The sequence below is a fragment of the Chryseobacterium sp. WLY505 genome, assembly GCF_030846215.1.
Lineage (GTDB): Bacteria > Bacteroidota > Bacteroidia > Flavobacteriales > Weeksellaceae > Chryseobacterium.
In genome coordinates this window covers 22,175-46,637 of the sequence record NZ_JAVCWI010000011.1, presented here as the reverse complement: position 1 = coordinate 46,637, position 24,463 = coordinate 22,175, and the positions used below count along the sequence as shown (strand labels likewise).

Genomic DNA, 24,463 nt, shown 5'->3' with positions numbered 1-24,463 from the left:
CATATTAATCCACTTAATTAATTAAAAATTTTAACTTTAAAATACTAATTAATTAAAAACTTTCACATTTAAATATTTTTCATTGTTATTTATAAACATCACTTCTACTTTTGTTCCATAAATAATAAAAATTATGTGTGGAATTGTATGTTTATTTGATGCCAAGCAAAAAACTGAAGTATTAAGACCTCAGGTATTGGAAATGTCAAAAAAAATCCGTCACAGAGGACCGGATTGGAGTGGAGTTTTTCAGGACGGGAAAGTAATTTTTTCTCATGAAAGACTTGCTATTGTAGATCCTACCTCTGGAAAACAACCTCTATTTACTCAAGATGGAAAAGTAGTATTAGCGGTGAACGGTGAAATCTATAACCATAGAGAACTTAAAGAAGAATTTCCGGATTATGAGTTTCAGACTCAGTCCGACTGTGAAGTGATTCTTGCCCTTTACAGAAAATACGGAAAAGATTTCGTAGAGAAACTTAACGGAATTTTTGCATTTGCTTTATACGACACTGAAAACGATATTTATCTTATTGCCCGCGATCATATGGGAATCTGCCCGCTTTATCAGGGTTGGGACAAAAACGGAAACTACTATGTTGCTTCTGAATTAAAAGCTCTTGAAGGGATCTGCAAAAAAATAGAAACTTTCTTGCCAGGGCATTTGATGTTCAGTCCGGACGGAACAGAACTTCAGCAATGGTACACCAGAGAATGGGATAGCTTTGATCATGTAAAGGAAAATGAAACGGATATCTCAAAATTGAGAAAAGGTCTTGAAGATGCCGTTCACAGACAACTGATGAGTGATGTCCCTTATGGAGTACTTCTTTCAGGAGGCCTAGATTCATCTGTTATTTCAGCGATCACTGCAAAATTTGCCCGCCAGAGAATTGAAAGTGGCGATACTCAGGAAGCATGGTATCCAAGACTTCACAGTTTCGCGGTAGGTTTGGTTGGTTCTCCGGATCTTGCTGCTGCTCAAAAAGCGGCAGAACACATCGGATCTGTTCACCATGAGGTTAACTTTACTGTTCAGGAAGGACTGGATGCTGTACGTGACGTCATTTATCACCTTGAAACCTATGATGTAACCACCATCAGAGCATCCACCCCGATGTATCTTTTAGCTAGAGTCATCAAATCCATGGGGATTAAAATGGTTCTTTCAGGAGAAGGTTCCGATGAATTGTTCGGAGGTTATTTATACTTCCACAAAGCTCCTAACGCAAAAGAATTCCATGATGAAACTGTAAGAAAACTAGGCAAACTTCACCTTTATGACTGTTTAAGAGCCAACAAAGCACTGATGAGCTGGGGAATTGAAGGAAGAGTCCCTTTCCTTGACAAAGAATTCATGGATATTGCCATGACCATTAACCCTCAGGATAAAATGATCAATACTGCTGAAGGAAAAATTGAAAAATGGGTATTGAGAAAAGCTTTTGAAGACCTTCTTCCTGACTCAATTGTATGGAGACAGAAAGAACAGTTCTCGGATGGTGTAGGCTATTCATGGATCGATACTTTGAAAGAGGTGGCTGAAAAAGAAGTAACGGATGAGATGATGGCTAATGCAAGATTCAGATTCCCGCTAAACACGCCTCAGAACAAAGAAGAATACCGATACAGAACGATTTTTGAAGAACATTTCCCAAGTGAAACTGCAGCGGCTACCGTTCCATCGGTTCCATCTGTAGCTTGCTCCACTCCTATTGCTCTGGAATGGGATGAAGCGTTCAAAAAAATGAATGATCCAAGCGGGAGAGCTGTGAAGGTGCATGAGACTTCGTATTAGAAGGGTGTGTTGTTGAATGGTTAATTGTCAATCCGCTGCGCTCATGAATTTGTTACGTGATTCGGGTTTTGGGATATTTTAGCGCAGAGCACGCTAAGCCATTTTTCTTATATTTAAGAACGATCGCAATGGCGTTTCACTCAGCTACAGGCAAACCGATTTCCTTGCTAAACGAAGTGCCTTCGCGAACGAAATACATAAGATTAAATATAACCTTGCGGCCATAGCGTATATTTAACGCAGCAAAATAGTTTTTAACTCGGGGTTCGCTAAGAAATTTTATAGTTTTTAAGCACGATCGCAAAAGTGTTTCATTCAGCAACAGACAATCTGATATCCTAGCTGAACGAAGTGCCCTTGCGAACGAAATAGATAAAATGAAATATAAAACGTGCGACCATAGCGTTTATTTAACGCAGTAAAATAGTTTTTAACGCGGGGTTCGCTAAGAAATTTTATAGTTTTAAGCACGATCGCAAAAGTGTTTCATTCAGCAACAGACAATCTGATATCCTAGCTGAACGAAGTGCCCTTGCGACCGAAATTAGATAAAATGAAATATAAACCTTGCGGCCATAGCGTTTATTTATTTCAACTTTTCAATAGTATTAGTTGATTATTGAAATGTATATTTTTTTCATTCAACCTATAACTCCCTCAGTAATAATTTATCAATCCTGTAGCAATACAGGATTTTTTCTTGAATTAACAATAACAATATGGCATAATTTAACTCACAATCCAAAATAATATCTAATAAATAATTATATTTGGAAAACGAAAATATCAATTATAAAAAAATGAGAAGAAACCTTACTGTTTTATTTGCCTTATTAGCCATAAGTTTTGCTTTTGGACAAGGAAAATATGGCAAATATCTGAATTCAAAGAAGCTTGCTTTGGCTTATAAGAGTGTGAAAGACCAAGATAAGGACGACTACTATCAACAATTCTATTGGCTTGTAAAGGCAGAGCAACTGAAAACTTATCCTCACCTTAAAGACATTAAACCTGTTGTTTTATATGAATTTGTAAAATATGTAAACCCTCAGAACCCTACAAAAAAACTGGATGCAAGGGGGAAAGAATTAAGAGCAACTGCAGAATTATCATTAAATCAATATTTTAAAAATAAAAAATTCGAGAACAATTCTGTTTTAATGTATAACCTTGAAACGTATGTAGATCCTTCAAAAGGTCAGTATTATACGAAGGTTGATCCGGAAAAAATCAAGGAACTTGTACCGAAAGAATTATTTGCTTTCAACTCGTTCAACAGAAATATAGGAGAAGAAAAGACGTATTATCTTTGGATTGACAAGAAAAAAGACGATCTGAACATTGTAGATATTATCCCTAGCGAAAAAGAAGACAAAGCTTTTTACACAAGATTGAAACAATATCTTCCAAGCTATAAATTCTCAAAATACGTTCCTTCTGTAAAAAAAGGAAACAAATCTGATAAAACGGATATCGAATACTACTACATCATGCCGTTTGAGCAGAATACCGATAACATCGAATATAAAACAAAGGATTTCAAAACTTTCACCTTAAGCCAGTATAGAAAAGCCGGTGATGAATGGAAAGGAGTAGAAAAACCTAGAAAATAAATCAAAAAGTCCTGTGAAATCTCGCAGGACTTTTTTAATTTTATATGGATTTCATGATCTAAGGATCAGACCGCTTAAAGCAAGCAAGTTCTTCAAATAAAAATAAGTCTGGATATTTTCTATGTCCAGCCTATACAAAATGACAGAAACAAGCCCACAACAGACCTCCATAAAGAAAATCCTTCCCTTAATTCTGGCCACTGCTATTTTCATGCAGATGCTGGATTCAACGATTCTGAATACTTCTCTGCCTTCTATAGCAAAAGACCTGAAAGAGTCTCCGCTTAATATGCAGAACGCTATTATCAGTTATGTTCTGACATTAGCTGTTTTTATGCCCGCCAGTGGATTTCTGGCAGACCGGTTTGGAACAAAAAAAGTATTTATATTTTCATTAGTGCTATTCAGCTTAGGCTCACTGTTTTGTTCCATGTCTCAAAATCTTACCCATTTGGTAATTTCAAGGGTCGTTCAGGGAGTTGGAGGAAGCTTGATGACACCCGTTGGGAAGCTGGCACTCATTAAAACATTTGATAAAAACGAACTGCTCAAGGCTATGAACTTTGCTATTATTCCTGCACTTATCGGACCTGTACTCGGACCGTTAGTGGGAGGTTATATGGTAGACTACCTTTCATGGCACTGGATATTTCTGATCAATATTCCTATTGGAGTTCTGGGAATTCTTTTAGGATTAAAATTCATGCCCAATTACAAATCGGATGATGTTGATTTTGATCTAAAGGGCTTCTTAATCTTTGCAGCGGCTTCTCTCCTGCTTTCCGTATCGCTCGAACTTTTTGGAGACATGCAGAATATTACGCCGGTTCTTGTCGTCTTTATCCTTGGTTTCTTATTACTTTATTATTACTACAGACATGCAAAAAAAGGAGGACATCCTATTTTTCCTTTAAACCTTTTTCAGGTAAGAACTTTCCGGGTAGGTATTGTGGGAAATCTGGCCACCAGATTAGGAATCAGTTCTGTTCCGTTATTGCTTCCATTGATGATTCAGATTGCGTACAAACAATCTGCAGTCACTTCAGGCTGGATCATTGCACCAATGGCTTTGACGGCCATCTTCGGAAAATCCTCTGTCATTAAGATTTTAGATAAATATGGCTACCGCCAGACTTTAATGGTGAACACCTTCATCATCGGAACATTAATATGCCTTCTCGCCATTCCAAACATTCACACTTCCCTATATTGGTTTGTTCCCATCATCGCGGTGTTAGGTTTTTTCAACTCGATACAGTTTACCTCTATGAACACCATTTCTATTGCTGATCTTCGAAACTTTCAGACCAGCAGCGGAAACTCATTGATCTCCGTTAATCAACAATTAGCAATCGGCTTTGGAATTGCCTTCGGACTGATTGTTTTAAAATTATTTGAAAATACAGATCTGATCAAAGGAGAAATCCACAATGCATTCCGGTATACTTTTCTCACGGTAGGTATATTAACGATTTTATCAGGATTTGTGTTCAGAAGGCTTCATATTTCGGATGGAAAGAATATGAAGTCGAAGGAAGAGTAAACAGATCAGATCACGGTTTCATCCTTTCCTACGAACTTAACACAGATCAATGCTTTTCGCATATAACAATGGTAATTTTGTTTACATAAATCAACAATGTGATGGCAACTAAAAAAATAGAAATCGTAGTATCTCCAAGACCTGCGCACTTTGTAGGCGATGGATTCAGGGTTCACAATTTCATTCCGGGAGTTCCCGGATTGGATATGAAAAGAATGGATCCGTTTATCATGCTGGATTACAATTCAAAATTTCATTTCAATGGATCCGACAGACCAAGAGGTGTGGGAGTACATCCGCACAGAGGCTTTGAAACAGTAACCATAGCGTATAGCGGAAAAGTAGAGCACCATGACAGCGCTGGCGGCGGCGGTGTGATCGGAGAAGGTGATGTTCAGTGGATGACTGCCGCTAAAGGAGTTCTTCATAAAGAATATCATGAAACCGAATGGGCAAAAGAAGGAGGAATCTTTCAGATGGTTCAGCTTTGGGTGAATCTTCCTGCAAAGGATAAAATGAGCTGCCCGAAATATCAGGCTATAGAAAACTCCAAAATGGAAAGAGTGGATCTGGGTGAAAATGGTTTTATAGAAGTAATTGCCGGAGAATATGATGGTCACAAAGGACCAGCAAGCACTTTCACACCGGTTCATATGATGAATGCCAAACTTAAAGCTGGAGGAAAAGCAGAGTTTAATTTCCCTGCTCATTTCAATACGGCAGCTTTGGCGATTGAAGGAAGTATGATCATTAATGGAGAAGAAAATGTTAAATCGGATCATTTTGTATTATTTAAAAATGAAGGCGAAACATTCACCATTGAAGCAAAAGAAGATGCTGTTGTTTTAATTATCAGCGGCGAGCCTATCAACGAACCTATTTATCCTCACGGACCTTTTGTGATGAATTCCAGAGAAGAAATCATGCAGGCTTTCGAGGATTTTAATACCGGAAAATTTGGGTATCTTGAAGATTAAAAAGATTTAAATTTATCTTAATCTTCGATTATTCCTTTTTTTATTAACTTTATATAATGGCAAACCTTATAGGTTTTATGAACCTATAAGGTTTACTTGTCTTAACACGCAATTTCCTGCATTGATAGGAAATGCGACACTTTTAATACAATAGTATGAAACCAGAATTTGAAAATATACCTCTTGTAAAAGCCGAAAAAAGATTTGAAATAGAATTCAACGGACATTTTGCATTTATTGATTACCGCGAAACCATGCATCAGATTTCTTTGATCCATACTGAAGCGGAAGCAGAACTGGCCGGAACTGGCGCAGCGGCTGCGGTAGTAGAAAAAACTTTGAATTTTATTGAAGAAAGCGGAAAAAAACTTCTTCCTTTCTGTCCTTATGTTTTCGCTTTTATTAAGAAACACCCTGAATGGAAACGTATCGTAGATGAGAGATTTGAAGGTTATGACAAACTTTAACCCTTCATCAGTACTCATTAATTTATTTAAATAACATTTTAAAAAGTATCACATCATCATGTCAAATATTGGACTTATTATTGAAGAAAAAGCAGCAGATATCGGAAATTTCCTGGTAGGAAGGCTTCTTCCTTTCCGTGAAAAAAGAGCGGTTGGGCCTTTCGTGTTTATTGACCACATGGGGCCTTCAGAATTAAAAGATTATCAGAATCTTGACGTTCCGCCACACCCGCATATCGGCTTATCTACATTAACTTATCTGCTGGAAGGCTCTATTTTCCACAGAGACAGCATTGGAAGTGCTATTGAAATAAAACCGGGTGCTGTCAACTGGATGACTGCCGGAAAAGGAGTTGTACATTCAGAAAGAACCCCTGAATATTTAAGACACAGTGATAAAAGACTTCACGGATTTCAGATCTGGGTGGGTCTTCCGAAGCATCTTGAGCAGTCTGAGCCTACTTTTCATCATATTGAAGCAGATGAAATTCCGGTGTGGGAAGAAGATGGTATTCAATATAAATTAATTGCCGGTGAAGCATTTGGAAGAACATCTGCGGTTCCAGTGCACAGCAAGTTATTTTTCATTGAAATCAAAACAAAAGAAGCTAAGAAAATCAGCATCGGGAAAGACCTTTACGGGGAAGCAGCCATGTATGTTCTGGATGGAACGGTGACCACAGATGGAAATTCTTATGGTTCAAAACAGCTGATGATTGCTAAAGATACCAAGCTTTGCGAATTCGAGATGAGTGAAAACGGAACGGTTTATCTTTTTGGTGGCGAGCCATTCGATGAAGAGCGTTTTATCTTCTGGAATTTTGTGAACTCTGACAAGGAATTAATTGATCAGGCAAAGGTAAACTGGAATGACCAGAATCACGAAGCATTTCCTTTGGTTCCTGGCGATGAAACCGAGTATGTGCCACTTCCTAAGGCTATTTTAAACAGAAAATAATTTCAGTCCAGTTTTATCAACCATGAAAATATTAGCATTTGCGGGAAGTACGTCTTCCACTTCTATCAACAGAGAACTTGTAAAATTTGTTCTGAAAGATTTTCAGGATGAAGAAATCAATCTGATTGACCTCAACGATTTCACGATGCCCGTTTTCTCTGTAGATCTTGAAAAGAAAGGTTTTCCGGATGAAGCCCATCAGTTTTTAAAAGCGATTGAGGAATGTGATGTGATCATCTGCTCTCTTGCAGAACACAACCGTTCTTACAGTTCGGCCTTTAAAAATGTTTTTGACTGGTCCTCGAGGATTGATGTAAAAGTATTTCAGAATAAACCGATGCTTCTGATGAGTACCTCTCCCGGAGGTTACGGAGGCGGAAATGTGATGAATACAGCAAAAACATTTTTCCCACAGTTTGCAGCAGATATCAAGGATACTTTTTCACTTCCAAAGTTTTACGAAAATTTTGATATGGAAAGCGGTGTTATCAACCCGGATATGCTGAATGATCTGAAAGGTAAGATACAAAACTTTAAAAATCAGATAAAGTAAATGAACAAAGGAAGACTGGAGGCGTTCAGTGATGGTGTCCTTGCTATTATTATCACCATTATGGTACTTGAACTGAAAGTACCTGAAGGAAACAGCTGGGCCAGTCTCAAACCTCTTCTTCCTAAGTTTCTGGCTTATATTTTCAGTTTTATCTATGTAGGAATCTACTGGAACAATCACCATCATTTGTTTCAGACGGTAAAGAAAGTAAATGGCAGCATTCTCTGGGCCAACCTTCACCTTCTGTTCTGGCTTTCTCTGATGCCAATCGCTACGGAATGGATCGGGACGACAAATTTTGCAAAAAATCCTGTTGCAGTCTATGGTATCGGGCTCATTATGTCGGCTATTGCTTACACCATTCTGGAACATGTGATTATCAGGTGCGAAGGAGAAGATTCAAAGCTAAAAGAAGCTATTCATTCAAAATATAAAGAGTATATCTCAATTGTATTTTATGTCCTGGGAATCGCTACTTCATTTTTTTATCCTTATATTGCCATAGGTTTTTATTATATCGTGGCTCTTATATGGCTGATTCCGGACAGAAGAATCGAAAAAACATTAAAAGAAAATTGATATGGAAACACACGAATATCCTAACGGAAACATTACTGTCATCTGGCAGCCTAAAAAATGCATCCATTCTGCCATATGTGTAAAAACACTTCCCAAAGTCTACAATCCTAAAGAAAGACCTTGGATAAAAGCAGAAAACGCAAGTCCCGAAGAACTAAAAAATCAGATCGACCTATGCCCATCAGGTGCATTAAGTTATAAATTCAATACAGCAAAATAATGGCGGTAACGGTAAAAGCAAGTTTAGGAAAAACAAAATATTATACAGAAGTAACAGCCGGCGAAAATACAATCATTACGGATGAACCGGTTGATAAAGGCGGACAGAACAAAGGTCTTAATCCTATGGAAATTCTGGCTACTTCACTGGCAAGCTGTACTGCAGCTACCTTAAGAATGTATATTGAAAGAAAAGAATGGGATATAGAAAACATCAATGTAGAAGTAGAGCTTGAAAACTTTCCATTAACAAAAAGAGCAGTTTTCAAAAGAGACATCAGCTTTGAAGGGATTCTGGATGATGAGCAGCGTAAAAGACTGCACACCATTGCGGATGCATGCCCTGTTCATAAAATATTAACCAACGACATAGAAATACTAACTAAATTCTCATAACATGATCGAAGTAAAACAAAACAACGACGAGAAACACGGAAGTTTTGAAGCTTTCATAGATGGAAGACGCGCAGGAATGATGACCTATACCTGGGCAGGAGAAGAAAGATTTATTATAGACCACACCGAGGTGGAAGAAGCTTACAACGGAAAAGGTGTAGGCAAGGAAATGCTTCTGGCAGCTGTAGATTTTGCCAGAAAAAATGACAAGAAGATTATTCCCCTCTGTCCTTTCGCTAAAGCAAGTTTTCAGAAAAGTGAAGAACTTCAGGATGTTTTGGTGAATTAATCACGGTATAACACCCTTACTATACAAACCTTTCAGAGAGCCATCTGAAAGGTTTTTTTATGCAGTTATTTTATTCTCAATACCAGATCTCTGTTAACGCAAAGTTTATTTTGAATTATATAAATTTTAAGCAGGCAAAGGGTGAATCAATTTTTAATTGATTTGATGAAGCAAACTGTTAACCATTAACTCAGAAAACAGTATCCGGCTTTAAGACAGAAAAGTAAAGTTACTTTTTACCCATGTCACTATAAAAAGATGAAAATATAGAGAATAATTTCTTTTATGAGCTTTATAACTTCCAGCTTCCAGCTCCAAGCTTCAGACCTTTCTGAAAATACTGGTTTTATCGCAAGCCTGGATCACTTTCAAAAAAGTAATTATATAAAAATTGTGTCTGAACTAAATTCATGATTCACGACTGATCTTTTTTATATATTTGCTAAAATTTAAAAATCAAGAATGAATCCAGGAACTATCCTTTTGTTATTTGTTTTCGTCTATTTTATCGGTCTTTTGGTGATTTCTTATTTCACCAGCCGGAATTCTGATAACCAGTCTTTTTTTATCGGTAACAAAAAGAGTAAATGGTGGCTCGTAGCATTCGGGATGATAGGAACCAGCTTAAGTGGGGTTACTTTTATTTCCGTTCCGGGAACTGTCGGAAAAATGACCGGTTCAGAATACATCTATGGAGGTTTTGAGTACTACATGATGGTAATCGGGTTCTTCATCGGATATTTCATTGTGGCAGCGATATTACTACCACTCTACTACAAGATGAATCTGACTTCTATTTACACGTATCTGGGGAAAAGATTCAATGTGGAGGCACATAAAATCGGTTCTATCTTTTTTATTATTTCAAGAGCAATTGGAGCTACCGCAAGATTGTATCTGGTAGTAAATGTTTTACAGATATTTTTGCTTGAAGGGTTGGGAGTTCCGTTTTGGGTAACATCTCTTGTTCTTTTATTAATGGTACTTCTGTACACTTTTGAAGGCGGTGTAAAAACCATTGTTATTACAGATACACTGCAGACTTCTTTTATGATCATCAGTCTTGTAGCTTGTATTGTCTATATTTTATCTAACCTGAATCTATCGTTTGGAGAAGCCTATACGATTCTTGAACAGAAAAATTATACTCATTTCATCAATTTTGATCCTAATTCCAAAACCTTTTTCCTGAAAACCATTCTGGGTGGAATTTTTATTACCATTGCTATGACGGGACTGGATCAGGAAATGATGCAGAAAAATATCTCTGTGGATAATCTTCAGAATTCAAAGAAAAACATGCTGACTTTTGCCGGAACACTTCTTATTGTGAACCTTGCATTCTTATTCCTGGGAGGATTATTATACCTTTTTGCCCTGCAGCATGGAGCAGAATATGGAACAATAAACGCTGAGACAGTAACGAATATTTTCGGATTTAAAGATGCAGCAGGAAATATTAAAAACGTAATGGGAGATGATCTTTTCCCTGCTTTATCACTTCAGGGATACTTCCCGATGGCTATTTCTGTTATTTTCATTATTGGGTTGATTTCAGCCTTATTCCCTTCTGCAGACGGAGCTTTAACAGCTGTAACAAGTTCATATTGTGTAGATCTACTTAACCTTAATGAGGATAAAACAAAAACTGAGAAAGAGAAAAAACGCCTTCGTATGAAAGTGCACTTGATTTTCACCGTAGTATTCTTCATCCTGATTATGGTTTTCAAAGCATTGAATGACAAATCTATCGTCTATCTGATCATGGAAATTGCAGGCTATACTTACGGACCACTATTAGGACTTTTTGCTTTTGGAATTTTCACCAAGTTCCAGATCTCCAGAAAATACTCCATCCTTACGGTTACCCTTTTAGCACCTGTATTAACTTATTTAATCAATCTGGCTGTTACAACTTATACTGATTACAAAATCGGAGTAGAACTCATTGTTTTAAACGGATTACTAACCTTCATTGGTCTGTGGCTGGTAAAAAACAAACAACATTTAAGAGTTGTTTAAAATAACATACATTACAAAAAAGGCTGTCCTCTATTGAAGACAGCCTTTATTTTATTTGAATCAGGGAAATAGATTATTCTTTAATCCACTTGATTGTTTTCTCAAGATTCTTAGATTTAACCTTAATCAGATAATCTCCCTGAACAAGGTGCGACAAGTCAAAAGTACCTGTTTTATCATGATTCAGCTTATTATCAGCTTGAGTGAACACTAATTTTCCGCTTACATCGTATACGGTAATATCATATACTTCATTTGAATTGGTAAATTTCACATTCAGTAATCCTTTACTTGGATTAGGATATACTACAAATACATCTTTATGTGCAGCAGTTTCATTCACGCCCAATGTCTGGGTAATGGTAAAGTTGATTGGATTAATGTTATAGAAAACATTTGTTTCTGCTGCAACCATAATTCTTGCCTGTGTCGTATTTACGTTAGGAATAGTAACAGCTTCAGAACCGTCATTCGGAGTCGAGGCCAGGATCAGCGTTGGGTAGGTAAGCCCTCCATCTGTAGAAAGATAAATATTGACAGTAGCAGCATTCACCGGAAAAGCTGTGGTATTGGCTACATCCCATGTTATTGTTTGGGTGGAATTCCCCGCCCAGTTTACTGCTGTAGCAGGTGCAGTTACATTGAACGGTCCGGAATTTCCATCAACAGTAATAATAGCATCATCATTGGCTACTCCTGCACACCCCGCGTTATTATCTCTTACCGTGAGTCTGAACTCCATTGTTCTTGCATAAGAAGGTCTAACTTCTCCTTTGGATACTGTACCATTGATTACATCTGTAAGTTTTGGAAAATATCTGTAAGGAACGGTGACAGGTACGTATGATCTGAAGATCGCAGCATTCCCTGTTGGTGCATTCCAGTCACCTGCAGGTCCTGCATCATTCTGTTCCCAGCTGTATGTAAGCGGATTGTTATCTATATCTGTAGCAGAACCTTCCAATCTGAATGGTGTACTCTTGGGGATTGTATAATCACCTCCCGCGTTTACCGTTGGAGCAAAATTATTAACTGGCAGCGTAACCTGGCATGTGGTTGACTGAACTTTTGTCGTAATAGATTGGTAGGATTTGGTATGGAAAGTAGGAATACTGTTAGAAGCTAAATTATTGGTGCTTCCACAAATTCCTGCATATGCCATGATCGTGATTCCACTTCCCGGTTCTACAGCGTTGGCTGCACTACGGTTACCATTACAACTCCCTGTAATGGCATTAAAAGTATGCGGACCCCCAAACTGATGCCCTACTTCATGAGCTACATAATCAATATCATAAGGATCTCCAACCGGGTTAGGCGAGCCGGTGATCCCTCTTCCTTTATTCGTTGCATTACAGATTACTCCCAATCCGGCTAATCCGCCACCGCCGGTACTGAAAGTATGTCCGATATCATAATTGGCATTTCCTATCAGTAAGTCAATCTGAGTCTGGCTCTCATTAATTAATGTGCTGGCATTGTTATTTCCGTTAAATGGATCTGTAGCGGCATTTGTAAAGACCACATTGGCTTCATTATCCACCAGTACCAACCTTGAAGCTACTTCCTGCTCGTAGACTCCATTTACTCTGTTTACCGAGGTTACAATGGCAGAAAGTGTCTGTGCGACCGTAGGTGTTGCTGTACCCGTTGCAGCCACCGCATATTCTCCTGTGCAGGCCACTGCAAACCTGAAAACTCTAATTTGATTTCCTACGCTTGGTGCTACGGTTTTTTGAGCGTTTTTTTTTCCCAGTGGAGAATCGTCTTCATCCTTTACTCCACAAGATCTTGGATTTTTATCTATTAAATCACTTTTCTTATAAATGATATAATTATTGACATCCTGTTTAGCATAAGGATCAATATAAGAATCACCCGCCACTACAGATTTTATCTGTGCATGGAATCCCAGTTCGGTAAAATCCAGTTTTAAGGTAGCATATTGATCATCAATTCCTTGTCCTGTAAAAGTAACAATCTGAGGAAACTTGCTGGCTAATCCGGGAGCCATTACTGAAGACTTCCAGATTCTGAATTTTGCTTTTGTTCCGTCAGGCATCGGAAGAACAATAATCGGAGCATTATCTTTACGGTCACTGTCTTTCAATTCCGGAACAGAATTAAAATAACTTTTCATTCCGGCTACATCCAGTCTGTAAGTCAATGACTTTTCCGGTTGTACTGTTCTGTTTTTAGGATCTGCTTTGATGGACCTCTCACTGATTACCGTAAAAAAGTCCTGGGCTTTCCCCGAGGAAACGGATATCACAAATATCCCCAAATAAAATAATTGTTTAATTTTCATATAAATGGTATGTAATTTTTATTTAATCAATCATTAAGACAAAAAACTAAAAAATAATTAGTTAAATATTTATAATTCAAATAATATTGAATTATAAAATTAGTTAAATTAATCTAAATATCACATATGAAAATTCAAAAAAAAATGACATTTAATAGCAAAAAATCAATAATCCTGCTACCACAAAGCATTACACTCAATAAATAATTTTCATTTTTTTATCCTCATCTAAATAACTGATTTTATAGACTTTTGTATTTTAATTATCTTTGATAAGAATTATATAAATTCATTTTTAAATTAATCAAAATAAAAAAAAATATAAATTTAAAAACCATGAAAAAAATTATTGCAATTTTCACATTTCTATTAACATTCACTTTTACAAATGCCCAAGAAAACTTTGAAGTCTCAACATTACGAATTGGACCTTTTAAAGTTTTCATGCCTAAGGTTGAAGCTGAAAAAATTGCAGGAGTTAAGCTGATCAATGCCAATGGAGAGAAAAAAAATATAGTAAAGTATAACGGAGAAAGCATCCAGATTGATCTTTTTGATAATTACATCAATGAAGCCAATCCGAGTGTTCCTTCCATTACTTATATGACAACAACGAGTAAAAAATTTAAAACCAAAAGCGGAATCGGCGTGGGAAGTACAAGAGATGATCTGATTAATGCTTATAGAAGCTACACCAATTTCAGTGTACGCCCGGATTGGGACTCCAATGGCAAACCGATTAAAGACACCGGTTATTTTAATCTTGAAGACAGTCAGGCAGGAACACTATTAAGTTTTAAATTTGTTAATAATATAGTGACAGAAATCTCCGTTTACCTCAACGAAGGCTGTTAAAAGCAGAAAAATATTCAAATCATACAAAATCCGGGTTTTTATATCCGGATTTTTGCATTTCCGTAAGCCGGTAAAAAATTGTAAATTCGCATGCAAATAAATCAGATATAATGAGTAAAAGTATCGAAGAGTTAAAAACTCTTACTACGCAGATCAGAAGAGACATTTTAAGAATGGTTCACGCTGTAAATTCAGGACACCCTGGTGGAAGCTTGGGTTGTACAGAATTCTTCACAGCCCTTTACGGGAAAGTGATGAACTATAAACTTCCTTTCACAATGGAAGGTAAAAATGAAGATCATTTTTATCTATCAAACGGACACATTTCTCCGGTATTCTACTCTACTTTAGCAAGATTTGGTTTCTTCCCTGTGGAAGAGCTGAGCACTTTCAGAAAATTAGATTCAAGATTACAGGGACACCCAACTACCCACGAAGGTCTTCCGGGAATCAGAATTGCTTCAGGTTCTCTTGGACAAGGACTTTCTGTAGCACTTGGAGTAGCTCAGGGTAAAAAATTAGACGGTGATCAATCTCTTGTTTACTCTCTTCACGGAGATGGTGAGCTTCAGGAAGGTCAGATCTGGGAGGCTTTGATGTATGCTTCTGCTAAAAAGGTAGATAATATCATTTCTACTATTGATTACAACGGACGTCAGATTGACGGAGATACAGATGATGTATTAAGCTTAGGAAATCTTCATGCAAAACTGGAAGCATTCGGATGGATTGTTTTGGAAGAAAAGAACGGTAATGATCTTGAAGCTGTAATTGCAATCCTTGAGAAGGCAAAAACAGAAACCGGAAAAGGAAAACCTGTAGCTATCCTTCTTCATACAGAAATGGGTTATGGGGTTGATTATATGATGGGATCTCATGCATGGCATGGTAAAGCTCCAAATGATGAGCAGCTAGACACAGCATTCAAGCAATTATACCTGGAAGCTCCTGCTGATTATTAATTATAAATGATAAATTATTTTTGATAAATGATACTCCTGGAACTTTATAAAATGATTTAATCACTCATCATTTATCAATGATCAAAAACTTTAGTAAAAAATGAAATATACATATACAGAAAAAAAGGACACGCGTTCAGGATTCGGAGCAGGATTGGCTGAACTGGCTGACAAAAATCCTAATGTAGTAGCACTTTGCGCAGACCTTATCGGTTCTTTGAAGATGGAGAAATTCATTGAGAAGGCTCCTGAAAGATTCTTTCAGATTGGTATTGCAGAAGCAAACATGATGGGAATTGCAGCTGGTCTTAGTATTACAGGAAAGATTCCTTTTACTGGAACTTTCGCTAACTTCTCTACTTCAAGAGTATATGACCAGATCCGTCAGTCTATCGCTTATTCTAACAAAAATGTAAAAATCTGTGCATCTCACGCAGGTCTTACTTTAGGAGAAGATGGAGCGACTCACCAGGTTCTTGAAGATATCGGTATGATGAAAATGCTTCCTGGAATGACAGTGATCAACACTTGTGACTACAACCAGACTAAAGCTGCTACCTTAGCGATTGCAGATTTTGAAGGGCCTGTATATTTAAGATTCGGAAGACCTGTAGTTCCTGTTTTTATTCCGGAAGATATGCCTTTCGAAATCGGAAAAGGAATTATGCTTCAGGAAGGTACTGATGTAACGATTGTTGCCACGGGACACCTTGTATGGGAATCTCTTGTAGCTGCTGATGAGCTTGAGAAAGAAGGTATTTCTTGTGAGGTGATCAACATTCACACAATCAAACCTCTTGATGAAGAGATCATTTTAAAATCTGTTGAAAAAACAGGTAAAATTGTAACGGCTGAAGAGCACAACTACCTTGGTGGTTTAGGAGAATCTGTTGCTGGTATGCTGGCAAGAAAAAGACCTACAAGACAGGAGTTCGTAGCGGTAAATGATACTTTCGGAGAGTCTGCAACACCTGCTGAACTGATGAAAAAGTATAAGATTGATGCTGCTGCAGTAAAAGAAGCTGTAAAGAGAATTTTAGCTTAAGATAAGCTGTTTTATATAAAAAAAACCCGGCGGTTTCTTCGAAACCGCCGGGTTTTTTGTTGATAGATTTGTGAAAATCGGTTTTTTGTGATGTATAAACCACCCCGTCAAAAATTCTTTGAATTTTTGCCACCCCTCCAGCGGAGGGGAATGGTTATACACCCATTCTTCATCGTATTAGTTTTTATCCTGCTTATTATTCTTCCTCATTCAAGGGAATTCCTACAGCCATCAGTATGGGGCATAAAATTTCTTTAATATATTCATCTTCTCTTCTTTCAGAAGCTTTTGAACCAGAAAAATAATTACTGATTCTGTAGTTTTTCACAAACTGATTTCTCTTTTTACCGATGGAATAATAATACCCATCTCTTTCATCATTCACAAAATAGGTCATTTCATCAAAGTTCATGAGTTTTTTGGAAAGCAGCAGTTTTCTGTAAATACACTTTTCCGATTTATCAAAAATATATTTCACAGGAATTCTGAAAAAGAGATCAAAGAGAAAATAAATCATGTAAACGGCCCATAATCCTATGGCAATTTTGAACTGATCTCCGGACATTTTCCCCATAAAATAATAGATGATCACAGGAAGTGCAATGACTCCCAAGACCAGCCACCAAACCAAAGTGCGCAGGAAACTGTAATTGGGCATAAAGCTTATTTCACTTCCGTTTTCTTCAAATTTATAGCGGTCTCTGATGTCCATTTTCAGAATTATTAAGGTTCATAATATCTTCTGTTTCGTTGACCATTTTCTGTATTCCTTTCTGGGTAAGCGCCTGACCTATCGTAAGCTGTTTTTCTTTACCATCTACTTCAAAATAAACAGACAGCATTACATTGGTGGTGATAAATCCCATGTATTTTGTTGCTACCACATGGAAATTTCTAAAATTCTCAATCGGATATGTTCTTGCCGGAACAAAAATGGTATGTTTTCCAGTTATCGTTTTCCGGTCCATATCGATGATAAATTTCTTGGTAAAGAAGTTGACAATAATAAGAGCTACTACCGCCATAATGATATAGCTCCCGGTTCTTACACTGTTAAAAATCAATCCTGCAATAACCAGAAAAATAATGCAGAGTACAGCAATAAACACCGGCTGGTTTTTAAAAATATATTGGTTTCCTTCTTGTTTATAAAATTGATAGTTGTTCATAATGAATGTAATTGTTCTTTATATTTGGGTTGGTAGTTGATTCTGATGCTTAAAAGCATTTATATAGAGATTGTAATGTATAAGAGGCTTCTGAGACAATTATTTTATCGGGCTTCATATGTATATATTTAAAGTGTTTTTTTTAATTCTTCATCCTTTTAATTGCCCCAGGTAGCCATCCAGTCCAGATATTCATTTTTGTAGTCATTATCATTCAATCTGATGATAAGATTTTTCAGGTCTTCGTGCTCAAACTCATAATCTGAAACCGTAAAAATCAGGAAAATATCTTTGCCTGTGATCTTTGTAAAAAAGTTCTCATTTTTAAGTTTCTCCAGTACTTCAATACAGATTGAATATAGTTTAGCCTGAAAATTCTCAAACCATTGATCATCTTCATCGTGTTTACTAAGCTCTGTTCTCAACTGAGTGCAGATTACATCGAATTCTTTATCGGCTCCTTCCATTTCGTAGGTCCATTCTGCCGGTTCATATTTATAATAAAGAGCATCATCATCCTCTGTATTCTCCATTACTTTCAATGTATTGGCAGCAGGGCAAACTGTCATTGCTCCCTCATCGCTGTACAGTGCAAAGCTGTAAATTTCTTCAGCTCCATGCTTTTCATACACTTCTAAAAAAGCTTTCCTTGCAGCGTCTTCAATCTGCTGTTTCAAAATTTCAAAATCCATACTTCTTTTCTTTTTTAAAATGGGCGGTAAAATTACCTTTATCCTGTCAAATCAGCACCTTATATTCTTACAAAGGCTGTTCAATTTCATGATTATAGCTATCTGTTTTTATTATACAGTACTAATCCGGGAATTAAAATAGCTGCTCCGGCGAGCATAGGAATCAGTTCTCCATACTTGAACAACCAGGAAGTTTCTCTGGATGGTCCTATTTTAATCACCATGACCAGGCAAAAGGCTATCATTATCAAAATAATTCCTAATATTTTTTTCATTAATCAAATTTTAGTTATTGGTAAATCAGTCTACAAAACTGTTATAACGATCAAGGATGTAGCCTGCTTCTCTTTCCAGATCATCAAGATCACTGTTCAGTTCCTGATTATTTTCATTCAGACTTCGTTGGGCAATTCTCATTTTACCAAGAAATCGTTAACAGAATTATTGAATGCCTGGTAACTGCCTTCTTTCTGTTTTTCCGATTGAAATACAAACCCAGGCTATTCCTATAATATGCTGAAGTGCCATATACTGCTTCACCAGATAATTCGAACCTTCTTTCTTTATATGTTTACAACCTTCCATATTCGAGAATTCAGATATTATCCGATGAAAGAGAATTTATCCTCGAACATTTTCCCGATCAGAGGTAAAGGTTTTTCAACATCATTGGCGGCATTAATGATTCCGATGATCATTAATACCAAAGGAATAAAACCGAATATTCCAAGAATTCCAATTTTGGTCAGCATCATAATACCATTGAGGATGATGGATAATACGATTGAAAAAATAATCAATCCCAAAGACTGTTTCAAATGATATTTTAAAAGTTTATTCGATTTTTCTTTTCCGATAAAGAAGGAAATCAGCCATCCGAAAAGTGTAATGTAAGAAACAATTGATAATGTTTTGTTGTCCATAGCTGTAAAATTTTAAATTACTATTCTTTGATTTTTTTCTGGCTCAAAATTGCAACAGAAAAATATCCTCTTCATCATTTCAGCAACTACAAAACATCTTCAACCGAGATTACAACCGACTACAAAACGTCTACAAAAACAAATAAAATACTGATTTACAGAAAGATAAAAATAACAGTTCTTTTTACTTTCTTAGGTAGGAAATTGACAGATGTCTACAATTTTTGTACTTTCACCCCATGAAACTAAAGTACTCACTTTTATATTGTATACTTTTTATCTGCACCTTATACCCCGCACAGAATACATTTATTGATGGCCTCAAAAACCAATTGGAAGGAGATCATATTTCGTCCGCAGAAAAGTTCAGAATTTACAATGAGCTTACCGAATATTACAGAGTCAGTGATCAATATACTACCGCCGAAAAATATGTACAACAACAGCTGGAACTGGCCAAAAAAGAACAAAATGATGCTGAAGAAGTAAAAGCCCTTACCCAAAAAGGAATTATTAAGCTTAACCAGTCTGAGTATAATACAATTCCCCCTATTATTGATGCTGCAAATGAAATTGTTCAGAAAAGTCATAATACAACGGCCGCATTATATGCCGGTTATCTGAATATTTACTACAGGAAAGCTCTTGGTGAATCTGAAAATACGATCAAACTTATTCAGAAAGCACTTTCTATGGTTGAAAAACAGCCTTCTGAAATCACGCTGAATGCAAAACTCAATTATCTTCTCTATGGAATCTACACAGAATGGAATGATGCTGAAAATGCTACCCAATATGCAAAAAAATCCATTGAGCTTGCCGAGAAATCCGGAAATAAAAACTTGCTGAGTTCAGCTTATTCTGCATTGGCAGTCTGCTATTCTTTCCAACATGAAAAGACCGGAGACTTAAAAGATCTGAAACCTGTGATAGAAATGTGTAAAAAAGCGGTTGCGCTATATCATCAGTTTCCGGGTCATGTGTCTGCTCATGTACAAGCTATGGCACTGCTGAATCTCATCAATTATTATCTGAGCTATCCTGTTATAACTCCTGAGATAAGGGAGGAAATTGAGAATAATGCCAATGAAATATTCGCGCTTACTGAGCATACAACACTTAACCAGGGTATTCAGGCAGGAGCACTGGGTGTTTTAAGCAATCTTGCTTCCCGGGATCAAAATGATGCTTTGTCAGAGCAATATCTCCTGAAAGCTGAACAGATCCTTCTTACTCTAAAGCCGGTTTATTACCATGTCATGATCAATATAGTAAAAGATCTTGCCCAGCTGTATGCAAAGCAAAAAAAATATGAGAAAGCCTACCAATACGAGTCAAAAGTAGCAGAATACAGTAATCTCCTATTTGACGAAGGCCAGGCTGAAATTGCCAAAAGGCTGGAAGCACAGTATCAGTCTCAGAAAAAAGAATCTGAACTAAGATCTCTTACTGAAAAAACGGCCAGTTTGAAAAAAGAAAAACTCCTTTATATTGGCTTGGGAATTATTGGGTTGGTTGGAGCTTTCTTTATGTTCCGTTCTTATCATTTTAAGCTAAGATATTCCATAGAAAGGGAAAATAAGCTTGATACAGAAAAGCATGAAGCGGAAATGCTGATTAAACTTCAGAAGGAAGAACAGGCCAGATTAAAGGCTGAGCAGGAACTTCTTACCCTTCAGCAGCAAAAGCTTCAAAGTGAGGTATTAGCCAGCCAGCTTCATATTCAGCATAAGAATGAGGTTCTGCAGAACCTTCAGAACCAGCTTTCTGATACTGACATCAATATTCACCAGGTTGTAAAAGGAGAAAGCCGTGTTGATAATGATTTTGAAAAAGTCAGATTTACCATTCAGGAGCTGCATCCGGATTTCTTTAAAAACATCAGTGAAAAAGCTAAACAAAAACTCACTGCGCTGGACTTGAAATACTGTGCCTATATCTATCTGGGAATGGATACAAAACAAATCGCCAACCTCCTCAACGTAGAACCTAAGAGCGTAAGAATGACCAAATACCGTCTGAAAAAGAAGTTCGGGCTGGATGAAAATACTGCCTTAGAATCTTTTTTCCAGGGAGTATTTTCTGACCTGTAATTTAAGCTACTAAAAAGCTTTTAACTCTATGTTAAAAGGCTTTACTTTTTTATGATTTAATGTCATTCTTTTCTATTTACTATATAAAATTGGTATTTTTTATGAAAGATTACTTGTTGAGTATATCAATTTCACACTAAAAAAAACTATTTTTTGCAAACAATATGCTCTGAAATATATAAATTTCTTCGATAATGAGTGTACAAACACATGATTTTCCAATACATTTTGTACTCATTCAGCCGTATTGTACAATAGAAAATAATACTATTCACACCCCTGTTATATCCAGAGGTTTTCTTAAGATGATCTGACTATACTTTATACTTTTCCAAGATTGAAATATTTCACCGAACCCACTGAAATATGCACATTTTGCATGTGCATATATGTACAAAAAATAAACAAATCACTTACACATTTTATCCCACTGAAGTGAACTGAATATTTATAGATTTGAAAACATCAACGTTGACAGAATACCTTTTTCATCTTTAGATTGTATGTGTACAGTATAAATAAACATGAAAAATATTCGGCCCTATGTCAGGGTTTATTTGACATTAATTTTTTAAACAACACAAAAAAACTTATCAAAATGAAAAAATTAAATGGAATGAAGAGAGATTTCTCTTCTTTGGAAAACAAAAAACTGAAAGACCTTAAGGCAATTCAGGGAGGCAGCTATAATGTTAAATCTAATGTTTCCGTTGGAGAAGGCTGTGAAGAATACGACACCTATACAGCACCGGGAGGAACTTATATAGGCAGAATTACTGTGTGTAGCCCAACAGCAACATTAAACTAATGAAGGAGGGGCAACCCTCCTTTATTCCTTTCAAAGTTACCATTTAAATAATGTCCTTACAGGCTTATGAAACCATATACGTATTATATTCTTTTCATTATTTTAGTTTCTTTCTTATCATGCAAAAACAGGAAATTGAACTACGTTACATATTACAGCAAAGTGAATGAAATTGACAGTATTTACAGAATGGCTGATCAACCTGAAAAAGCGATAAGAAAGTTCAAAAGATTGTTCCAGAAGTATGAGCCCAAAAATCAGGAGCTTACTGAAGAATATAAAACCTATATTCAACTTGCAGATCATTATCATAAAGATTTTGGTGGAAAGAAAAGCCTATACAAGCTTATTACCCTAAACGCTCCCTATGGTAATGACTATAAAAAACTTTACCCGCTCTGCAGGAAATATGGGATAGACAGCGTGGAAGTCAACCAAAAAGTAGCAGATTGGAAAAAAAACCTGAATAAAAGGCTTGTGGATTCCTTTACTATAGCGATGATCCGTGACCAGGAGGGACGGCCTGAGAATATCCCCCTTGTATATAAGAACATTGAAAAAAATGCAGATCTTTTTTTCTGGACATTTAAACATTATGGATTTCCTGATGGACAAAAAATAGGTAGATTAGGAAACAATGACGTTTTCATTGCTATGCCCACATTATTAAGTCATATGATTGGTTCAAAAAAATACCCTGAATTCAGAAAAAAATTATTCGAATATGTAAAATCAGGTCATTGTTCTCCACAGGAATATGCCTTAATGTCCGATACCTATGATTACTATAGAAATACTGCTGTACGATACAGCTTACGGAACAATAATCAGGATTCTGTCCGGATTAACCGCAACCGTAAAAGTATAGGTCTTCCCAGTATTAAACATTCATCTAAAATAAGAAAAGATAAATTTAAGAAAAAATGATTCTTATTCTTTCCGCTAATCAGGAAACAACCACAAATGAAGTTATTAAGTGGCTTAAAGCATTAGATAAACCTTTTATTCGTATACATGAAGATGAAGTTTTTGAAATAAAAACAGAACAAAACAGAATCTTTTTGGAAAGTCGAAGAAATAGTTTTTTTATTGAAGATATTACTACTGTCTGGTATCGCAGAGGAGGATTACGGTTTATGAGGAAACAATATGATAACGCTTCTATCAATGCTTATATGAATGAAACTCAATATTGGCTTGAAGATTATGTAATAAAAATGCTTGAAACAAAAAGACATATTAACAAACAAAGCAACAGCCATTTGAATAAACTCTTAGTACTTGAACAGGCCAAAAAAGTAGGATTGAAAGTCCCGAACTACTACTTGGCAGAAAACACGGACCAGCTGGTTGTGAATAAAACGATTACAAAATCTATTGCTGAAAATATAATATTGAAATCAGTTGGTGGTTTTTCTGAAGGCATTCTGTATACTTCACTTGTTACAGAGGTAGAAAAAGAAAATTTCTTTATTACCTTTTTTCAGGAAATGATTGAAAAAGATTTTGAAGTAAGAGCCTTTTATCTTCATGGCAAAATCTGGGCTACTGCTATTTTTTCTCAAAATGATAAGAAGACTCAGCTTGATCATAGAAAATATAATCACGAGGTACCGAATCGGAATGTTAGGTATAATCTTCCAAAAGAAATTGAAGAAAAAGTACATATCCTTATGCAGGCAATGGATATCAACTGTGGCTCACTTGATTTTATAAAAAATAAAAATGATTTTTATTTCTTAGAGATAAACCCCGTTGGTCAGTTTTTAGGATTATCAGCAGTTTGCAATTATCTACTCGAAAAAGAAATAGCAGAATACTTATGAAAAAGAAATTCAAAGAAAAAAATAAGCTACCCCTTACTCTAAAATATATAGAAAATTTCAGAGAAGCTTCAGTTGAAATACAAAATAGCCATCAACAGAATTATATTACTGCTATACAATATCAAACCGATTATTTGATGGCAATAAAACCTCCAAAACCGTTTGTAAGATTATTATAAAATACTCATCTTGTGCCTGATGAATAGAGATTCGGAATAGTAAAATGACATTTACAGAGAATACATTATATCTTCAAAATGTAGAATATAAAATTGCAATAGCAGTGAAGAAGCTGTAAAGAAAATTTTAGAGAAATAATTTTTCTGTTAAAAATAAAGTAAAAAACAAATTATTTAGGGTGTTTG

Annotated in this window: 27 protein-coding genes; 20 read left to right on the top strand and 7 right to left on the bottom strand. The window is 36.2% G+C overall.

Annotated elements, in window-relative coordinates:
- Nucleotides 1-133 precede the first annotated feature (133 nt).
- From asnB to RAH34_RS18595, 12 genes are all read left to right on the top strand, one after another.
- Nucleotides 134-1,801, top strand: a complete 1,668-nt coding sequence (gene asnB, locus RAH34_RS18650) for an asparagine synthase B (protein WP_306597120.1) — start codon at nt 134-136, stop codon at nt 1,799-1,801.
- A gap of 770 nt (nt 1,802-2,571) precedes the next feature.
- The gene (locus tag RAH34_RS18645) at nt 2,572-3,414 is read left to right on the top strand and encodes a hypothetical protein (protein ID WP_034697012.1); all 843 of its coding nucleotides are present in this window, start codon (nt 2,572-2,574) and stop codon (nt 3,412-3,414) included.
- 139 nt (nt 3,415-3,553) lie between these two features.
- Complete coding sequence (locus tag RAH34_RS18640) at nt 3,554-4,957, top strand: MFS transporter (protein WP_306597119.1); 1,404 nt, start codon at nt 3,554-3,556, stop codon at nt 4,955-4,957.
- 101 nt (nt 4,958-5,058) lie between these two features.
- The gene (locus RAH34_RS18635; RefSeq protein WP_306597118.1) at nt 5,059-5,934 is read left to right on the top strand and encodes a pirin family protein; all 876 of its coding nucleotides are present in this window, start codon (nt 5,059-5,061) and stop codon (nt 5,932-5,934) included.
- 155 nt (nt 5,935-6,089) lie between these two features.
- Nucleotides 6,090-6,401 (top strand): GNAT family N-acetyltransferase, encoded by a 312-nt coding sequence (locus tag RAH34_RS18630; RefSeq protein ID WP_114820766.1) that lies wholly within the window; start codon nt 6,090-6,092, stop codon nt 6,399-6,401.
- 58 nt (nt 6,402-6,459) lie between these two features.
- Nucleotides 6,460-7,359, top strand: coding sequence for a pirin family protein (locus RAH34_RS18625; RefSeq protein WP_114820765.1), 900 nt, complete (start codon nt 6,460-6,462; stop codon nt 7,357-7,359).
- 22 nt (nt 7,360-7,381) lie between these two features.
- Nucleotides 7,382-7,912 carry an NADPH-dependent FMN reductase gene (locus RAH34_RS18620; protein WP_306597117.1) on the top strand — a complete coding sequence of 177 codons (531 nt, stop codon included), beginning with the start codon at nt 7,382-7,384 and terminating at the stop codon, nt 7,910-7,912.
- On the top strand, nt 7,913-8,491 hold the full coding sequence (locus tag RAH34_RS18615; protein ID WP_114820763.1) for a TMEM175 family protein: 579 nt from the start codon (nt 7,913-7,915) through the stop codon (nt 8,489-8,491).
- 1 nt (nt 8,492) lies between these two features.
- Entirely contained in the window at nt 8,493-8,711 is a 219-nt protein-coding gene (locus RAH34_RS18610; protein ID WP_114820762.1) for a (4Fe-4S)-binding protein, read from the top strand.
- The gene (locus tag RAH34_RS18605) at nt 8,711-9,106 is read left to right on the top strand and encodes an OsmC family protein (protein ID WP_306597116.1); all 396 of its coding nucleotides are present in this window, start codon (nt 8,711-8,713) and stop codon (nt 9,104-9,106) included. Before RAH34_RS18610 ends, RAH34_RS18605 begins: the two co-directional genes overlap by 1 nt.
- A 1-nt stretch (nt 9,107) precedes the next feature.
- The gene (locus tag RAH34_RS18600) at nt 9,108-9,395 is read left to right on the top strand and encodes a GNAT family N-acetyltransferase (RefSeq protein ID WP_171006298.1); all 288 of its coding nucleotides are present in this window, start codon (nt 9,108-9,110) and stop codon (nt 9,393-9,395) included.
- Nucleotides 9,396-9,857: 462 nt separating this feature from the next.
- On the top strand, nt 9,858-11,417 hold the full coding sequence (locus RAH34_RS18595; protein ID WP_306597115.1) for a sodium:solute symporter: 1,560 nt from the start codon (nt 9,858-9,860) through the stop codon (nt 11,415-11,417).
- 73 nt (nt 11,418-11,490) lie between these two features.
- On the opposite strand, the gene RAH34_RS18590 is transcribed toward RAH34_RS18595, so the two are convergent.
- Nucleotides 11,491-13,725, bottom strand: coding sequence for a reprolysin-like metallopeptidase (locus RAH34_RS18590; protein WP_306597114.1), 2,235 nt, complete (start codon nt 13,723-13,725; stop codon nt 11,491-11,493).
- Nucleotides 13,726-14,061: 336 nt separating this feature from the next.
- On the opposite strand from RAH34_RS18590, the gene RAH34_RS18585 reads away from it, so the two are divergent.
- The 3 genes from RAH34_RS18585 (at nt 14,062) to RAH34_RS18575 (ending at nt 16,587) form a co-directional block, all read left to right on the top strand.
- Complete coding sequence (locus tag RAH34_RS18585) at nt 14,062-14,580, top strand: hypothetical protein (protein ID WP_114820758.1); 519 nt, start codon at nt 14,062-14,064, stop codon at nt 14,578-14,580.
- Nucleotides 14,581-14,657: 77 nt separating this feature from the next.
- A complete protein-coding gene (locus RAH34_RS18580) occupies nt 14,658-15,542 on the top strand; it encodes a transketolase (protein ID WP_228411970.1) in 885 nt (294 codons plus the stop codon).
- A 100-nt stretch (nt 15,543-15,642) separates the two neighbouring features.
- Nucleotides 15,643-16,587: a transketolase family protein gene (locus RAH34_RS18575; RefSeq protein WP_034697001.1), complete on the top strand. Its 945-nt coding sequence runs from the start codon at nt 15,643-15,645 to the stop codon at nt 16,585-16,587.
- Nucleotides 16,588-16,783: 196 nt separating this feature from the next.
- Here RAH34_RS18575 and RAH34_RS18570 read toward each other — a convergent pair whose 3' ends face one another.
- The 6 genes from RAH34_RS18570 to RAH34_RS18545 all read right to left on the bottom strand — a co-directional run bounded on the left by RAH34_RS18570 (nt 16,784) and on the right by RAH34_RS18545 (nt 19,371).
- The gene (locus RAH34_RS18570) at nt 16,784-17,299 is read right to left on the bottom strand and encodes a hypothetical protein (protein WP_306597113.1); all 516 of its coding nucleotides are present in this window, start codon (nt 17,297-17,299) and stop codon (nt 16,784-16,786) included.
- Complete coding sequence (locus tag RAH34_RS18565) at nt 17,277-17,756, bottom strand: hypothetical protein (RefSeq protein ID WP_114820757.1); 480 nt, start codon at nt 17,754-17,756, stop codon at nt 17,277-17,279. The genes RAH34_RS18570 and RAH34_RS18565 overlap by 23 nt, the downstream gene beginning before the upstream one ends.
- A 158-nt stretch (nt 17,757-17,914) precedes the next feature.
- Nucleotides 17,915-18,448 (bottom strand): DUF4303 domain-containing protein, encoded by a 534-nt coding sequence (locus RAH34_RS18560; RefSeq protein WP_306597112.1) that lies wholly within the window; start codon nt 18,446-18,448, stop codon nt 17,915-17,917.
- Nucleotides 18,449-18,546: 98 nt separating this feature from the next.
- Nucleotides 18,547-18,723, bottom strand: coding sequence for a hypothetical protein (locus RAH34_RS18555; RefSeq protein ID WP_162800907.1), 177 nt, complete (start codon nt 18,721-18,723; stop codon nt 18,547-18,549).
- Between the two features lie 166 nt (nt 18,724-18,889).
- Nucleotides 18,890-19,033 (bottom strand): hypothetical protein, encoded by a 144-nt coding sequence (locus tag RAH34_RS18550; RefSeq protein WP_162800906.1) that lies wholly within the window; start codon nt 19,031-19,033, stop codon nt 18,890-18,892.
- A gap of 17 nt (nt 19,034-19,050) precedes the next feature.
- On the bottom strand, nt 19,051-19,371 hold the full coding sequence (locus tag RAH34_RS18545; RefSeq protein ID WP_114820755.1) for a DUF4870 domain-containing protein: 321 nt from the start codon (nt 19,369-19,371) through the stop codon (nt 19,051-19,053).
- A 239-nt stretch (nt 19,372-19,610) separates the two neighbouring features.
- Here RAH34_RS18545 and RAH34_RS18540 point away from each other — a divergent pair, with 239 nt between their 5' ends.
- The 5 genes from RAH34_RS18540 to RAH34_RS18520 all read left to right on the top strand — a co-directional run bounded on the left by RAH34_RS18540 (nt 19,611) and on the right by RAH34_RS18520 (nt 24,277).
- Nucleotides 19,611-21,464, top strand: a complete 1,854-nt coding sequence (locus tag RAH34_RS18540) for a hypothetical protein (protein WP_306597111.1) — start codon at nt 19,611-19,613, stop codon at nt 21,462-21,464.
- Between the two features lie 598 nt (nt 21,465-22,062).
- Nucleotides 22,063-22,272 (top strand): TIGR04139 family peptide modification target, encoded by a 210-nt coding sequence (locus tag RAH34_RS18535; protein WP_162800905.1) that lies wholly within the window; start codon nt 22,063-22,065, stop codon nt 22,270-22,272.
- A 135-nt stretch (nt 22,273-22,407) separates the two neighbouring features.
- The gene (locus RAH34_RS18530; RefSeq protein ID WP_162800904.1) at nt 22,408-23,199 is read left to right on the top strand and encodes a hypothetical protein; all 792 of its coding nucleotides are present in this window, start codon (nt 22,408-22,410) and stop codon (nt 23,197-23,199) included.
- Nucleotides 23,196-24,098, top strand: coding sequence for a grasp-with-spasm system ATP-grasp peptide maturase (gwsG, locus tag RAH34_RS18525; protein ID WP_306597110.1), 903 nt, complete (start codon nt 23,196-23,198; stop codon nt 24,096-24,098). Before RAH34_RS18530 ends, gwsG begins: the two co-directional genes overlap by 4 nt.
- Nucleotides 24,095-24,277 carry a hypothetical protein gene (locus RAH34_RS18520; protein ID WP_306597109.1) on the top strand — a complete coding sequence of 61 codons (183 nt, stop codon included), beginning with the start codon at nt 24,095-24,097 and terminating at the stop codon, nt 24,275-24,277. The genes gwsG and RAH34_RS18520 overlap by 4 nt, the downstream gene beginning before the upstream one ends.
- Nucleotides 24,278-24,463: the final 186 nt, after the last annotated feature.

Excerpts from the sequence above, each read along its gene's own strand:
- asnB (WP_306597120.1), top strand. The coding sequence starts at position 134 with ATGTGTGGAATTGTATGTTTATTTGATGCCAAGCAAAAAACTGAAGTA.
- RAH34_RS18640 (WP_306597119.1), top strand. The coding sequence starts at position 3,554 with ATGACAGAAACAAGCCCACAACAGACCTCCATAAAGAAAATCCTTCCC.
- RAH34_RS18635 (WP_306597118.1), top strand. The coding sequence starts at position 5,059 with ATGGCAACTAAAAAAATAGAAATCGTAGTATCTCCAAGACCTGCGCAC.
- RAH34_RS18630 (WP_114820766.1), top strand. The coding sequence starts at position 6,090 with ATGAAACCAGAATTTGAAAATATACCTCTTGTAAAAGCCGAAAAAAGA.
- RAH34_RS18625 (WP_114820765.1), top strand. The coding sequence starts at position 6,460 with ATGTCAAATATTGGACTTATTATTGAAGAAAAAGCAGCAGATATCGGA.
- RAH34_RS18620 (WP_306597117.1), top strand. The coding sequence starts at position 7,382 with ATGAAAATATTAGCATTTGCGGGAAGTACGTCTTCCACTTCTATCAAC.
- RAH34_RS18615 (WP_114820763.1), top strand. The coding sequence starts at position 7,913 with ATGAACAAAGGAAGACTGGAGGCGTTCAGTGATGGTGTCCTTGCTATT.
- RAH34_RS18610 (WP_114820762.1), top strand. The coding sequence starts at position 8,493 with ATGGAAACACACGAATATCCTAACGGAAACATTACTGTCATCTGGCAG.
- RAH34_RS18605 (WP_306597116.1), top strand. The coding sequence starts at position 8,711 with ATGGCGGTAACGGTAAAAGCAAGTTTAGGAAAAACAAAATATTATACA.
- RAH34_RS18600 (WP_171006298.1), top strand. The coding sequence starts at position 9,108 with ATGATCGAAGTAAAACAAAACAACGACGAGAAACACGGAAGTTTTGAA.
- RAH34_RS18595 (WP_306597115.1), top strand. The coding sequence starts at position 9,858 with ATGAATCCAGGAACTATCCTTTTGTTATTTGTTTTCGTCTATTTTATC.
- RAH34_RS18590 (WP_306597114.1), bottom strand. The coding sequence starts at position 13,725 with ATGAAAATTAAACAATTATTTTATTTGGGGATATTTGTGATATCCGTT.
- RAH34_RS18585 (WP_114820758.1), top strand. The coding sequence starts at position 14,062 with ATGAAAAAAATTATTGCAATTTTCACATTTCTATTAACATTCACTTTT.
- RAH34_RS18575 (WP_034697001.1), top strand. The coding sequence starts at position 15,643 with ATGAAATATACATATACAGAAAAAAAGGACACGCGTTCAGGATTCGGA.
- RAH34_RS18570 (WP_306597113.1), bottom strand. The coding sequence starts at position 17,299 with ATGGACATCAGAGACCGCTATAAATTTGAAGAAAACGGAAGTGAAATA.
- RAH34_RS18565 (WP_114820757.1), bottom strand. The coding sequence starts at position 17,756 with ATGAACAACTATCAATTTTATAAACAAGAAGGAAACCAATATATTTTT.
- RAH34_RS18560 (WP_306597112.1), bottom strand. The coding sequence starts at position 18,448 with ATGGATTTTGAAATTTTGAAACAGCAGATTGAAGACGCTGCAAGGAAA.
- RAH34_RS18555 (WP_162800907.1), bottom strand. The coding sequence starts at position 18,723 with ATGAAAAAAATATTAGGAATTATTTTGATAATGATAGCCTTTTGCCTG.
- RAH34_RS18550 (WP_162800906.1), bottom strand. The coding sequence starts at position 19,033 with ATGGAAGGTTGTAAACATATAAAGAAAGAAGGTTCGAATTATCTGGTG.
- RAH34_RS18545 (WP_114820755.1), bottom strand. The coding sequence starts at position 19,371 with ATGGACAACAAAACATTATCAATTGTTTCTTACATTACACTTTTCGGA.
- RAH34_RS18540 (WP_306597111.1), top strand. The coding sequence starts at position 19,611 with ATGAAACTAAAGTACTCACTTTTATATTGTATACTTTTTATCTGCACC.
- RAH34_RS18535 (WP_162800905.1), top strand. The coding sequence starts at position 22,063 with ATGAAAAAATTAAATGGAATGAAGAGAGATTTCTCTTCTTTGGAAAAC.
- gwsG (WP_306597110.1), top strand. The coding sequence starts at position 23,196 with ATGATTCTTATTCTTTCCGCTAATCAGGAAACAACCACAAATGAAGTT.
- RAH34_RS18520 (WP_306597109.1), top strand. The coding sequence starts at position 24,095 with ATGAAAAAGAAATTCAAAGAAAAAAATAAGCTACCCCTTACTCTAAAA.